Here is a 13,954-nt window from a genome sequence, read left to right on the forward strand (position 1 = left end):
ATCTTATTCAAATAGAAATGGTGGATGATGATAATGAGTCGAATATTAATTTTAGGGGCTGCGGGACAAGTCGCGCAGTTAGTCATCAAGCAACTTTTGGCGGAGCAGCAACATCAATTGGTTTTATATTTACGGCATGCGGACCGATTAGCGCCTTTAACGACGCAACCGCAAGTTACTGTGATCGAAGGGGACGTTAATGATTACCCACAATTGGTCAACGCGATGAGCAATGTCGATAGCGTGTACGCTAATCTGGGTGGCCAGTTTGAGCCAATGGTTAAGAATATTGTTCGGGCGATGGCTGAAACGAATGTCCAACGATTGATTTATATCAGTGGGTTAGGTCTTTATCATGAAGTGCCCGGAGAATTTGGTCGGTGGAATGAACAGGCGGTTGGCCATCAAGTCATGGAAGATACGCGCGATGCAGCACGATTGATTGAAACTTCGGATTTAAACTATGCGATTTTAAGATGCGCTTATATGACTGATGCACCAATCACTAATTATGAATTGACGGAAAAGGGCACGGCCTTTAAAGGGACGATTATTTCGCGTCAGAGTATTGCGACCGTTGTTCAAAAATTGATTGATAATCCGAACTTGGGCCACCGTGTTAGTTGGGGGATTAATCAACCCAATACGGATGGTGATCGGCCCCAGTATCAATAGAGAGTAGGTTAAAACATGGCAGAACAACAATATAAAATTGGTGAATTTGGTAAATTAGTCGGGTTATCGACATATACGTTACGTTATTATGAAGAACAAGGTTTGATTAAACCGCACCGTGATGCAAATGATGTCCGTTATTTTACATTGGAAGATGTTAAATGGGTCGGTTTTATTTTGCATCTGAAAGGGACGGGTATGCGCATCAATGAATTAAAGCTGTACGTTCAATTGCGCGCACAGGGTGATTCGACGATTAAACAACGACGGGATTTATTACAAAAAACACGGGCCGATGCGGAAGCTGAAATGGCCGAACTAAAAGCGCATTTAACCGTATTGAGCCATAAGATTGATTGGTATGACGGTAAGGTCGATCGAACCATTAATGAAGATGAAAGTTTCGAAAATTATCTACAACGTTTTGATGATTAATAAAGGAGTGATTTAAATGGCAAAAAAACAAACAGCTGGTCGCGATAAATTAGGTGATTTTGCGCCGAAATTTGCTGAATTAAATGATGATGTTTTGTTCGGTGAAGTGTGGTCGCGCGAAACACAATTATCAGCGCACCAACGGAGTTTAATTACGATTTCAGCTTTGATTTCGGGCGGCAATCTAGAACAGTTACCCGCCCATTTAAAAATCGGTAGAGCCAACGGGATTACTAAAACTGAAATTGCGGAAGTCATTACCCATTTAGCCTTTTATGTCGGTTGGCCAAAAGCTTGGTCCGCCTTTAATATGGCTAAAACGATATTTACAGAAGATTAAGTGAATTTGGACAAAAAGAAGCCATCATCCAGAATGTTAACGGATGATGGCTTCTTTAGATGGCACTAGTCAATTAGTGGTGACTGACGACCAATCGATAAATTAACCGACCTAAATTAATGAGTATTAATACGAAAAGAACGGGCACAATGAACAGGATTAAAAAATTACCATCTGTAAATAATGTTGGTGACCACCATTTAATCAGTGTTCTGACCAAGACAACCAGTATAATGGCTGCAAGTAAGGCTTTAAGTTCGAATTTTTGCATCAATAGTGACCTCATCATAATTTGTTTGTTGATTAACAATATAAACGATTGTGTCTAGCTTGTCAGAGGTTCAAGAATGATTTAATTGATTCTTAATTGTTGGCAAGCAAAAAAGAGGGTGTGATATAAGTTTTAGTATCCTAATATTAAACGATTATTGTTTTGACGCGCGCCAGAACTCAATTGATAACCGAGTTCTGTCACAGCTTGTTTTAAAGTTCAACACCATGTTCTTTGAATAATTCTGGGAGACTCTTTAATGATTGCGCATCGTATTTAGCGAAGAAATCAGGCACACTGTAAGTTTTATCGGCCGGACGAGAAGCGTCAAAACTATTACTGATTGATTCGATTAATTCGCCATCTTTAATTGTTAATTCAAGATCTTCAACTGGAATACTCCGTTTATCGGTAATCTTAGCGTCGATTAAGAATGGACGGCCTGCTTTAGTCACTTCAAGGGCTTTGTCGAAAGCAGCAGGGAGTTCTTTAGAAGAACGAACCGTGATTGATTCAATCCCCATGCCTTTTGCGATCATGGCAAAGTCTTGATCTTCAATGAAAATCCCAGAGAAGTCCATTGGAATATCTTCTTGTTCACTCTTGATAAAGTTTAATGACGCGTTTGACGTGATGATGTTGATGATTGGTAAGTTGTATTTCTTTTCAGTGATTAAGTCTTGCATGACCATTGAAAAGGCACCGTCACCCGCAATATGGAAGACTTGACGATCTGGGAAGCTGAGTTGACCCGCTAAAGCACCAGGAATCCCTGAACCCATTGAAGCGAAGAGGGCTGAAATCACCCATTTGTTCTTAGGCGTTAAGTTTAAATGACGGAAACTGTTGATAATGTTATCACCAACGTCAATTGAGAAGACGGCATCTGGATCGGCAATCCGATTGATTTGTTTGTAGATTGGTTCGAATTCCAAAGGATCAGATTCGCGATTTGATAACATATCGAGGTATTCTTGCCAGTTAGCCATATCAGCTGCAGCTGCTGTGAAGAATGGACTTGGGGCAACGGCTTGGCTGCGATCCAAAGCTTTTTCAACGAAGGTCGTGGCGTCTGACCAGATACCGAAGTCTAAGAAATGGTGGCGACCGAATTGAGCTTCGTCATTGTCAATTTGAATAAATTTGAAATCATGTGTGCGGTAAATTAAGTTGGCAAATGGGAAGTCAGCACCAATCGCAATCACTAAATCACTAACGGCCATAATTTCATCAGCCGCTTTAGAAGCCGCCCGGTTAGACATGCCTAAGTTACCTTCATAGCTATCGGGCACTAACCCTTTTGCTAAACCGGTCATGACAAGTGGAATTTGAAGTTTCTTCGATAATTCGACTAACTTGTCGCCACCGTCTTTAATCCCACGTCCAACGTGAATGACAGGGCGTTTAGCGTCTTTAACCATCGTTAAAAATTGATCCACTTCTTCATCAGTGGCAACAGGGCCAGCTACTTGTTTGCGATCAGTTGGTGAACTTGAGCTGTAAGGGGTATCTGGAATTTCAACGTAACCAAAATCATTAGGAATCACGACAACCGCGACACCATTGTGTTTGTAGGCTTCACGAATTGCTTTATCAACAACATATGGCAAACTTTCGGGTGTCATCACTAAGCGATTGTAAACCGCAACGTCTGCGAACATTGGATTTTCGGCAAATTCTTGGAAGTAATTGTAATTCATATTGCTACTAGGCACTTGACCGATTAAGGCTAAAACGGGTGCGTGGTCTTCTTTTGCATCATAAAGGCCGGTTAAGAGGTTAGTGGCACCGGGGCCAGCTGAACCAAAAGTCACGCCGATTTTACCGGTTAACTTAGCGTCAGCAGCAGCGGCGAGTGCGCCGACTTGTTCGTGTCGAATTTGAATGTATTTAAGGCGATCTTTTTCAATGTTAAGCGCATTCATTGTTGAGTTGAATGAACCACCTGGGTAACCAAAAATATGGTCAACGCCCCAAGATTCGATGACGCGAAGCATAGCGACGCTGGCTGGAATTGTTTTTTGTAGATCAGTTTTTGTGTTAGTCATGAGAAAGAACTCCTTTAGGTGTATTCACTATTTAGGTTGTACACAACCCTATAGTGTTAATTTAGCACACGTTGAAATCGATTACAAGTGAAACGCTTATCAAAAGTATGGAAGATTCTAATTGATATGAATGAGATTATAAGGTGATAAGAAGCGACTCGTTAAAATAATTTCGGCGACCTCGGTCGGTGTTTCGGGATTCTCTTTTAAAAGCCAGTGTTTAAAAATATTGAATGCGCCTAAAATAACAATCACTTCGGCATAGTCTTCAGGGACTTCAGTTGAATAACTGGCCTGGGTTTGTAAAACGTTTTTACCCCGAAAAATTGTTACGACCAATTGATAGAGCCGATCACTGAAGGTTACATCAACATCGGGCCGCATCAAACTGATGAAGAGTGGGCGGTGTTGGTAACCGTAAGTAATCAGCTTGAAAAAAAGGTTATACAAATGATCGTGGGCTTCAGGCATCGTAATTTTAGGATCAGCGATGTCATCAAGGTTGTTTTGTAAGAGTGTTTGAACGTCATCGAGAATTTCTTGTTCAATTTGCTCTAATAAATCAAATTTATCTAAATAGTGTAAATAAAAAGTCCCTCGACTAATTTCGGCGGTAATCGTTATATCAGAAACGTTTAAATTGGCGAAGCCTTTTTCGTTTAGCAACATAATAAAGGCGGTTCGAATTTTTTGATCAGTCAGTGCTTTCTTTTGGTTGCGGTCCATCGGTGTATCCTCCTGTTGAATGTTGCCTTTAGTATACGCAATTTATCAAAATAATCAACACCGTGTCAATTAAAGTGTTGAATCGTTTACATAAACACTTTTGAATAAAGTGATTATTGTAAATTAAAGGTGATTGTTTAAAATGTAAATTAACAAAGTGTTCAGCAATTCAGGAGGATTATTATGATTAAAACGGAATGGCAATATCTATTTAAAAATAAAAAAATCTTAGTCGTTTTAATTGGTCTGTTGGCAATTCCAACCATCTATGCCGTGATTTTTTTAAGATCGATGTGGGATCCTTATGGCCGATTGGATCAATTGCCAGTTGCAGTGGTCAATCAAGACCAACCTGTTCAGTATCAAAATCGTAAAATGGCAATCGGGTCGCAACTTTCAAAGAATTTGAAGAAGAGTCAGTCTTTGGATTATCATTTTGTCTCGGCGAAACGGGCACAAAGTGGGATTAAATCGGGAGACTATTATATGGTCTTGACGATTCCGAAAGATTTTTCGAAGAACGCCACTACTTTATTGGCCGACAAACCCCAGAAAATGATGCTGAAGTATGAAACAACCTCGGGGCGCAGTTTTATTTCAGGTAAGTTATCAGCGACGGCCGTTGAGAAAATGGGCAATCAGATTTCTGAACAGATTACCGAGACCTACGCCAAAACGATGTTTGCACAGATTAAAAGATTAGGTCAAGGGATGACCCAAGCCGCAGCTGGCGGTCAACAATTAACTAAGGGCGCGACACAGTTAAGTGCCGGCAATACTAAGATAACCAGTAATCTCAATCAGTTGGCGGCGAGCTCGTTAACGTTTGCTAACGGGACTAACCAATTTGATCAAGGGTTAAACCAGTATATTTCTGGCGTTAAGACATTGAGTGATGGGACACAAACACTGAATAGTGGCTTAATTCAACTTCAAGAAAAAGTGACACCTTTAGCGTCAGGCACGAGTCAATTACAAGCCGGCAGTCAATCATTGAGTACCGGGGTTCAGCAATATACGGCGGGGGTTCAAACCGTCAATCAAAATATGCAAACTTTAAATACGGGGACGCAACAATTACAAGCATCAACCAGTGCGTTGGGTCAAGTCGCGCAGCTCGCTAGCGGTGCTGCAACCTTGCAAGCGCAACTCGGAAAGGCGGCGACTAATAATCAAACGATTACGACGCAGTTACAAACGATTGGAACTGGCATTACGCAACAAAACACCAATTTAACGGCTGTTCAAACCGGATTGCAACAGTTGGCGACCAATTTGCAAAAAAGCCAGACAACTAATCAAACAACGACAGCTAGTTTAACGACGTTAGCAACTGATTTACAAGCCGTTAAAACGGCGCAAACGACGATTCAAACCAAGGTCCAAACGGCAGCTGAAACACAACAGTTAACCAGTGTACAACAAGCTGCAGTCGTTGCAGCCGCTCAACCGAATACTGAAAAGCTTGATCAAGTGATTGCGCAAGTTAAGACGTTGCAACAAACGACGACTGATAATGCGCAAACTCAGGCGCAAGCGTTAGCGGCAATTAAAGGTGCACAACAGGCGATTAGCCAGTTGCAAGCGGTCGGTGGCAATTTAACGCAATTAGCCAGCGGCAGTCAAACCGTGACAAGTGGGTTACAACAATTGACGATTGGTTCTAATCAACTTGTGACGGGGTTAAATCAAGCGCAAAGTCAATCGGCGCAATTAGGTGCGGCTGTCACGAAACTTGCGACCGGCACACAACAGTTATCGACGGGGACCAACCAACTCGCTGCACAAAATGTAGCATTGAACAATGGTGCGACTCAGCTAGTGAGTGGGACCACGCAATTGGCAAACAGTACGCCGAGTCTGATTGCAGGTATTACTCAGTTAACGGCGGGGAGCCAAAAAGTGACAATAGGAGCTCAAAAATTAGTCAGCAACAGTGGGACTTTAACCACCGCGGGGCAAACACTGGCCACCGGTGCCACTAAGATTAGCCAAGGCAGTGGTCAATTGGCCACCGGTTCTGGTCAAATCGGGACGGGCTTACAAAGTTTAACGACGGGCAATCAAAAATTAGCCACGTCATTAGGTCAAGCTGGCGTACAAGTCAAAAAAGTCCATGCGACTGATTTAACTTACGCTCAAATTGCGAAACCAGTCACCACTAAACAGCATGAACGCGATACTGTTCCTAACAATGGGACGGCGATGGCGCCTTATATGATGGCGGTTTCGACTTATGTGGGCGCTATGGCAATGTGTTTAATGTACGATATTTACACACCACGGCGCAAACCAAAGAGTCGCGTCAGTTGGTGGGCAAGCAAGATGTCTGTACTCACATTAGAGGTGATGACGCAAACAACTTTGATGTATGGCTTGATGATGTTGATTAACGGTCTAAATCCGGTGCATCCCGGCGCGACTTATTTGGTGGTACTGATGACCAGTTTAACTTTTGTCAGTCTAATTAATTTATTAAATCTCCTCTTCGGTCAAATTGGGTCGTTCTTCGCCTTAATCTTGTTAGTCCTTCAATTAGGCGGGGCTGCAGGAACGTATCCTATCCAACTCTCAAATAGTTTCTTTGAAGCGATTCATCCGTACTTGCCGATTACGTACGCGGTGAATGGGTTGCGCAGCGGATTAATGATTGGTAATTCGGTATTGCCAAGTGTCGCGGTGTTAGCGGGTATTACAGTCGTTTTATCCGGTTTAACGATTGCGTTCTTCTCATTGAAACGCAAAAAGGTGAGCACCATCGAAATTGCTGAACTTTAGCGATTAAAAGAACCATCGGCCCAAATTTTGAGGGTCGATGGTTCTTTTTTAGTGGAGATATTTAATCAATTCTTCAGTCGTTAATTGTTGCTTTTCAGCATCGGGAAAGTCGGCAATTAGCTGACCGTCTTTTAGAATTAATAGGCGATTGCCGTATTTTAAGGCATCGGCTAAATCGTGGGTAATCATTAGACACGTCAGCTTGTTCTCCCGAATCGTGGTATCGGTGAAAGTCATCAAGGCTTGGCTAGAAACCGCGTCTAAGGCTGAAGTGTGTTCATCTAATAGTAGTAACTCAGGTTTTTGAATGGTGGCCATCAAGAAATTCAAGGTCTGTCGTTGACCACCGGATAAATTACTAACCGGTTTGTCGAGTTGCGCCTCTAGATGATTGGGCAGGGTCTTCGCTAAGGCTTCGATTTGCGGACGTTGTTGTGCTAGTCGTCGGGGGAAGAGCCGACGTCGTTGACCGCGGCGCATCGCTAGTAGGATATTTTCGGCGACCGTCATGTCAGCGGCGGTGCCTAATTTTGGATCTTGATAAACCCGACTAATCAGACGGGTGCGCTGTTGAGCAGATTGTTTGGTAATCTCTTGGTCATTGAAGGTAATCTGACCACTGGTTGGCGTTAAATCACCGGCGACGATGTTGAAAAAAGTCGACTTACCCGCACCATTTGCGCCAAGTAACATGACGAATTCATCAGGCTGAATCGTGACGTTGATGTCTTGCAGCAGGTTTCTCTGATCGGTTTCGGTCGTGAGTTGATAATTAAGTTGATTGAGGGTCATACGTGCGGTCATTGAGTGGTCAGTCCTTTCTTTTGTTGGGGTGAGATGATGAAGATCGCGAGGATAATCGCAGAGAAGAGTTTGAAATCATTGGCGTTGAATCCGAGTTGTAAGACTAATAATAGAATTAACCGGTAAACAACACTACCTAAAATAATACTGATTAATTTCGATAAGAAATGGCGGCCGGTTAATAAACGTTCACCGATGATGATGGCGGAAAGGCCGATGACCATGACCCCAATCCCCATATTAACGTCGGCAAAACCGTTATATTGTGCGACCAAGCCACCGGTTAAGGCGATGAGTCCGTTGGATAGGACAATACCGATACTGTTAGTCCGTTTAACGGCAATCCCTTGTGATAAGGCCATTGTCGGATTATCGCCAGCGGCCAGTAAAGACTGGCCAAATTCGGTGTATAACAACCCGACTAGTAGCACGACGGCGACTAAAATAATCACGAGGTTAATCAGAATCAGTCGATTGTCAGTTGATAGGCCACTAAAGAACGGGATTTCGTAAAGACTGTGTTGACTATCAATCGACAGATTGGCCTGGCCCAGTATTCGCAAGTTAATTGAATAAAGACCGGTCAAGGTTAGAATGCCGGCTAATAAACTTTGTACGTGGAAATAGTTGTATAGAATAGCGGTAACTAGACCAGCTAAACAGCCACCGATAAACGTCACAAGTAAGGTTAATAGTAGGTTGTGGTGATTTTGCAACATGATGGCGGTCACGGCTGCACCGAGTGGAAAACTGCCTTCAACGGTCATGTCGGGGAATTTTAAAATTCGGAAGGTGATGAAGACGCCGAGACTCAGTAGACTCCAGAGCAGCCCTTGGTCAATGGTCGAAGTGATTAAGGTCATTTGATCACCGTGCCTTTCTGTTGAGCGGTTTTGATGGTATCTTTAGGAATTGTGATGTGTAACGCTTTAGCTTTTTTGAGATTTAACACTAAGTGGCCTTTACGTAGATAATGAATAGGTGTGGTGGCTGGTTTTGCTTTGCCACTTAAGACTTGGGCGGCCATCTTACCGGTTTCGACCCCTAAATCGTATTGACTGAGGCCGACAGTTGCGAGGCCGCCATCTTTAACCATCGTTTCGGCCGAGGGGAAGACCGGTGTTTTGGTTTTATCAGTCGTGCGGACGAGTGTGCCCATCGCACTGGCGATTGTATTGTCGGTTGGCACGTAAATCGCATCGACTTTGGGTGCGAGGGTTTGACTGACTTGTTCGAGATCGTTGACCGAACTGAGACTCGCTTCGACAACCGTTAAACCAGCTTTTTTTGCTATTTTCTTGAACAAACGCATTTGACTGGTAGCCGAGTTATCACTGCTTGAGTAGAGTACGCCAACCGTTTTAAGTTGGGGCATAATTGTTTGCATTAAAGCTAATTGCTTTTGAATCGGTGCGCGATCCGAAACGCCAGTAATGTTGGCGCCCGGTCGTTGGTTATTGTGGACTAGGTTAGCACTAGCGGGATCAGTGACCGCACCGAGAATCACGGGAATCTTTTTAGTGGCATTGGCCAAGCTTTGGGCGGCCGGCGTCGCAATCCCGATTGTGACTTTCGCTTTCTCAGTGACAAAGCGATTGCTCATTAAACGCAAATTACTTTGATCGTTTTGGGCGTTTTGAAAATCAATTTTGATATTCTGCTTATTATGGTAACCGGCAGAGGCTAAACCGGCGATAATCCCCCGATGAATTTCATCTAAAGCGGGATGTGAGAGTGGTTGTAAAATGGCAACGGTTGGTAATTTAGCTTGGCGGGTCTCTTTAATGGTTTTGACGCCCAGTAAGGCGAGTAGCCCACCGAAGATTAGAATGAGTGGTAAAAAACGTTTAATTTTAGACATTGGCAATTACTCCTTTGATTTTTACAAATAAAAAAGTCCCCTACATAGCGGTCATGTAGGGGACAGAAAAAGCCTACACGGATTTACTCGAGTAAAATCCATGTAGGCTTAAAATTCAATCGATAAATGATGAATGGCCGCATGGATACAATCAACAGACTGTATCCATTTGCGAATACAACCTGACTTAGCGGCTTTGCCAACGAATATTCAACTGTGTCAAGTTAGTATGTGTCATTTCATTTACCTCCGATTTATTTGATAAGTTGAAGTATAGAGACATATGAAAAATAAGTCAAGTTTTTTTGAAAAAATATTTTTGAAAATAATAACGGTCTAGGTTGAAAATGGGACGATTCGGCTTGCATTTTGGCGCCAAAAAAGCTAAAGTTATTAACGTATACTTGTGTTTAAAAACAGGAGGAATAAGAGAATATGGCACATATTTCATTCGATGCATCACGTTTGGACAAATTTGTTCAATCAAACGAACTTGCAGAAATGCAAGCAATGGTTAATGCAGCAGATTCACAATTACGGCAAGGAACTGGCGCGGGCAACGATTTCCGCGGCTTCTTAGATTTACCAGTTAACTACGATAAAGCTGAATTTGCTCGTATTAAAAAAGCCGCTGCTAAAATCAAAAGCGACTCAGAAATCTTCATTGCAATTGGTATTGGTGGTTCATACCTCGGTGCTAAGGCAGCAATTGATTTCTTAAACAACACATTCTATAACATGTTACCAGCTGACCAACGTGAATTCCCACAAGTTATTTTTGCAGGAAACTCAATTAGCTCAAGTTATTTAACTGACTTGGTTAACTTGATTGGCGACCGTGATTTCTCAATTAACGTCATCTCAAAATCAGGCACAACGACTGAACCTTCAATCGCTTTCCGTGTTTTGAAAGATAAGTTAATCAAGAAATATGGTAAAGATGCTGCTAAAGGCCGGATTTATGCAACAACTGACCGGGCTAAAGGCGCTTTGAAGACTGAATCAGACGCTGAAGGCTATGACGAATACGTTGTACCTGATGATATTGGTGGTCGTTTCTCAGTATTGACAGCCGTTGGTTTATTACCAATTGCCGTTGCTGGTGGCGATATCGATCAATTGATGCAAGGTGCTGCTGACGCTCGTGCTGAATACAATGACACTGACGTTACTAAGAATGATGCTTACAAATATGCTGCTTTACGTAATATCTTATACCGTAAAGGTTACACAACTGAATTATTAGAAAACTACGAACCAACCCTCCAATACTTCTCAGAATGGTGGAAGCAATTAATGGGTGAATCAGAAGGTAAGGACCAAAAGGGTATCTATCCTTCAAGTGCTAACTTCTCAACTGATTTACATTCATTAGGCCAATACATTCAAGAAGGTCGTCGTAACTTGATGGAAACTGTTGTTAACGTTGAAAAACCTAACAGTGACATCGATATTCCAACCGACGCTCAAAACTTAGATGGTTTAGGTTACTTAGAAGGCCACACAATGGACTTCGTTAACAAGAAAGCTTACCAAGGTGTTGTTTTAGCACATACTGATGGTGGCGTACCTGTTATGACCGTTAACATCCCTGATCAAACAGCCTACACATTAGGTTACATGATCTACTTCTTCGAAATGGCTGTTTCAATCTCAGGTTACTTGAATGGCATTAACCCATTCAACCAACCAGGTGTTGAAGCGTATAAACGCAACATGTTTGCCTTACTTGGCAAACCCGGCTTTGAAGAACTAGGCAAAGAATTAAACGAACGCCTTTAATTCAATGTTTGTAAGACATTAAAATAATATATTTTGAAGCAATTAATTATTGGTTTTATTGAAATGGTGCACTTTACGGTGAACACTCAATAAAATAATGGTTAAATGCTTTTTTATTGGGGACGAATTTACAATTGAAGTGCAACACTAATTGAATAAAAAAGACCCATAACGGGTACAATGTTTAACAACCAAGAAAAACATTAAGGAGTACCCGTTATGAGCTACTACCATCTTACAATAAATGAGCGCAAAAGTATTCTAGAGTTTAAGGCAAATGGTGATTCAATTCGAAAAATTGCACTTAAATTACGTCGATCTCCAAGTACAATTTCTAGGGAACTGAAACGCTGTAATAAACACTGCTCACCCTCTACAGCTCACAAGAACTATCTTAATAAACGGCGCAATTGCCATAAGCCACGGTTGCTCGATCAGAATTTAATTCTATGTGACAGAATCGTCGCTCTAATTCAAGAAAAGCATTGGTCGCCTGAACAGATTTCAAATCGACTGAAAAAAGAAAACTTACCAACGGTAAGTTATAATACCATTTACAGACACTTGAATAATCACAACCTTAATCAACCTCTTAGTTCGCGTGGTGATAAGGGTTTTATACGTAGCTTAAGACATCGTGGTAGAAAGCGAAGTCATAACAAAGAAAGAAAACATTAATTTCCTAAGGTCAATTATATTTCAATAGACGAACGTCCTAATTTTATTAATCGGCGAAAACGAATTGGTGATTGGGAGATTGATACCGTAATGGGTAAAACGGGTAGTGATGTCCTAGTAACTGCCGTTGATTGAAAAACTAGATATACATTAATTAGTAGAGCGTAGCGTAAAACTGCACAGTTGGTAAATGAAACATTATTAATAATGTTTTTAGAAATTCCAAAGGAATTTAGGCTCTCGTTAACCCCAGACCACGGAGTAAAATTTCTTACTCTGTCGGAAATTAGGGAGGATTTAGGCGTCACAATTTATTGGCCGAATCCTTATTCTCCAGAAGAAAGCGGTACAAATGAAAATACAAATGGTTTAATTCGAGAATATTTTCCAAAAAATAATGATATCAAAAAATATACAAACAAGGACATTGAAAACTGTCAACGGCAGTTAAATCAACGCCCTCGTAAGGTTTTAGATTATCAAACCCCCGAAGAGGCCTTTTTTGACAAAGTGTTGCATTTGAATTGACAATTCGTCATACAAAAATATAAACATATGTTCTTTACGTTCGAAAATAAAAATCCTATATTAGGATTTTTATTTTTCAAATTTTTTTAATCATAGATACTTTATAAATGCGTAAACATCAGTAGTTCTGCTTTTTCTTACTTAATCTAATCTTTTAATATCATACTAGTTTTAGTGAATAGTTAGAGTAATATTTTTGCCTATTCTTTTATTACGGATAGGTATTTACGATCTAATGATTGTACGAGAGCAATCAAATCAAATCCGATACTAACCGCTGTTTCGCCCGTGTATGTGATTCCATCGTATGTAACACTTCTTTGAGTGAAACATTGACCGGCCGTCTCAAGCAGGGCTATTCGTAGATCAACAGTTTGTTTAGACATATTCAAGCATCCTTTCATTGTTTCAAATCCCTAGCCACGAATCGAACGCAGCTGAACTCACCAGAGTGGGGGAGTTTCTAAATTAATTATTTAAATTAATTGTCATATCATAGTCATGATTATAATTTTCGTCATCATAATCATCAGTATCATAACTAGCGTTGAATTTGTATCTCAACGACTTAATATCAGAAATGTTGCTGAGTTTTTCAATTGGGAAAACAACGTCGCCAGATTTATCAGCACCGTTGGCGATTTCGCCACCCCAGTTAAGTGTTAATCCTTTAATCGAAGGCATAGTTGCATCTACTTGTTGACCGTCATTTGTAATTATTGTACCTTGATCGGGATAAGTTGAATTTAAATCCCGTGATGGTTTGACGGATACATGTAAAATGACTAATCCTTGGGCTTTTTTACCAGACTGTGAATCGTATTCAAATGGCTCTACTTTGATAATTTTTGCATCAGAAACGGAGATAGTGGCCGAATTCCAAGAAGTATCAGTAATAGAAAGTTTATAATTTTTTTCGGAAAGAATTGGAAGGTGAATTTTATAATGAAGTTAGCCACCGCTAACTAAAAAACGCCACGTGAATTTCATGTTATATTGAAGTTACCACTAACTTTCAATAGACAAGG

Annotated in this window: 12 protein-coding genes and 1 pseudogene; 6 read left to right on the forward strand and 7 right to left on the reverse strand. The window is 41.2% G+C overall.

All coding sequences use genetic code 11. The features are described 5' to 3' along the window. Positions 1–33: 33 nt before the first annotated feature. The 3 genes from LFUMFP_RS01375 to LFUMFP_RS01385 are packed head-to-tail and all read left to right on the forward strand — an operon-like array spanning position 34 to position 1,450. Positions 34–675: an NAD(P)H-binding protein gene (locus LFUMFP_RS01375; protein WP_106482915.1), complete on the forward strand. Its 642-nt coding sequence runs from the start codon at positions 34–36 to the stop codon at positions 673–675. 15 nt (positions 676–690) lie between these two features. Further along, positions 691–1,110 carry a MerR family transcriptional regulator gene (locus LFUMFP_RS01380; protein ID WP_025082907.1) on the forward strand — a complete coding sequence of 140 codons (420 nt, stop codon included), beginning with the start codon at positions 691–693 and terminating at the stop codon, positions 1,108–1,110. 16 nt (positions 1,111–1,126) lie between these two features. Further along, complete coding sequence (locus tag LFUMFP_RS01385; protein WP_106482916.1) at positions 1,127–1,450, forward strand: carboxymuconolactone decarboxylase family protein; 324 nt, start codon at positions 1,127–1,129, stop codon at positions 1,448–1,450. Between the two features lie 73 nt (positions 1,451–1,523). Here LFUMFP_RS01385 and LFUMFP_RS01390 read toward each other — a convergent pair whose 3' ends face one another. From LFUMFP_RS01390 to LFUMFP_RS01400, 3 genes are all read right to left on the reverse strand, one after another. Further along, positions 1,524–1,721, reverse strand: a complete 198-nt coding sequence (locus tag LFUMFP_RS01390) for a hypothetical protein (RefSeq protein ID WP_106482917.1) — start codon at positions 1,719–1,721, stop codon at positions 1,524–1,526. Between the two features lie 212 nt (positions 1,722–1,933). Next, entirely contained in the window at positions 1,934–3,769 is a 1,836-nt protein-coding gene (gene spxB / locus LFUMFP_RS01395) for a pyruvate oxidase (protein ID WP_106482918.1), read from the reverse strand. A gap of 117 nt (positions 3,770–3,886) precedes the next feature. Continuing rightward, the gene (locus tag LFUMFP_RS01400; protein ID WP_106482919.1) at positions 3,887–4,495 is read right to left on the reverse strand and encodes a TetR/AcrR family transcriptional regulator; all 609 of its coding nucleotides are present in this window, start codon (positions 4,493–4,495) and stop codon (positions 3,887–3,889) included. Between the two features lie 183 nt (positions 4,496–4,678). Between LFUMFP_RS01400 and LFUMFP_RS01405 the strand changes: the two genes are divergently transcribed. Continuing rightward, positions 4,679–7,273: a YhgE/Pip domain-containing protein gene (locus LFUMFP_RS01405; protein ID WP_106482920.1), complete on the forward strand. Its 2,595-nt coding sequence runs from the start codon at positions 4,679–4,681 to the stop codon at positions 7,271–7,273. Positions 7,274–7,321: 48 nt separating this feature from the next. Here LFUMFP_RS01405 and LFUMFP_RS01410 read toward each other — a convergent pair whose 3' ends face one another. Genes LFUMFP_RS01410 through trpX form a run of 3 tightly spaced genes read right to left on the reverse strand, consistent with a single transcriptional unit; the run spans position 7,322 to position 9,929 of the window. After that, a complete protein-coding gene (locus tag LFUMFP_RS01410) occupies positions 7,322–8,077 on the reverse strand; it encodes an ABC transporter ATP-binding protein (protein WP_106482921.1) in 756 nt (251 codons plus the stop codon). Next, positions 8,074–8,940 (reverse strand): ABC transporter permease, encoded by an 867-nt coding sequence (locus tag LFUMFP_RS01415; protein WP_106482922.1) that lies wholly within the window; start codon positions 8,938–8,940, stop codon positions 8,074–8,076. The genes LFUMFP_RS01410 and LFUMFP_RS01415 overlap by 4 nt, the downstream gene beginning before the upstream one ends. Then, entirely contained in the window at positions 8,937–9,929 is a 993-nt protein-coding gene (gene trpX, locus LFUMFP_RS01420; RefSeq protein ID WP_408609867.1) for a tryptophan ABC transporter substrate-binding protein, read from the reverse strand. The genes LFUMFP_RS01415 and trpX overlap by 4 nt, the downstream gene beginning before the upstream one ends. 444 nt (positions 9,930–10,373) lie before the next feature. On the opposite strand from trpX, the gene LFUMFP_RS01425 reads away from it, so the two are divergent. Further along, positions 10,374–11,720 carry a glucose-6-phosphate isomerase gene (locus LFUMFP_RS01425; RefSeq protein WP_106482924.1) on the forward strand — a complete coding sequence of 449 codons (1,347 nt, stop codon included), beginning with the start codon at positions 10,374–10,376 and terminating at the stop codon, positions 11,718–11,720. Positions 11,721–11,939: 219 nt separating this feature from the next. Beyond that, positions 11,940–12,926: pseudogene (locus LFUMFP_RS10045) on the forward strand (IS30 family transposase). 468 nt (positions 12,927–13,394) lie between these two features. On the opposite strand, the gene LFUMFP_RS09870 reads toward LFUMFP_RS10045, so the two are convergent. Beyond that, positions 13,395–13,610, reverse strand: a complete 216-nt coding sequence (locus LFUMFP_RS09870) for a hypothetical protein (protein ID WP_199190548.1) — start codon at positions 13,608–13,610, stop codon at positions 13,395–13,397. Between the last annotated feature and the right edge of the window lie 344 nt (positions 13,611–13,954).

This window comes from Latilactobacillus fuchuensis (assembly GCF_900258455.1).
GTDB classification, from domain to species: domain Bacteria; phylum Bacillota; class Bacilli; order Lactobacillales; family Lactobacillaceae; genus Latilactobacillus; species Latilactobacillus fuchuensis.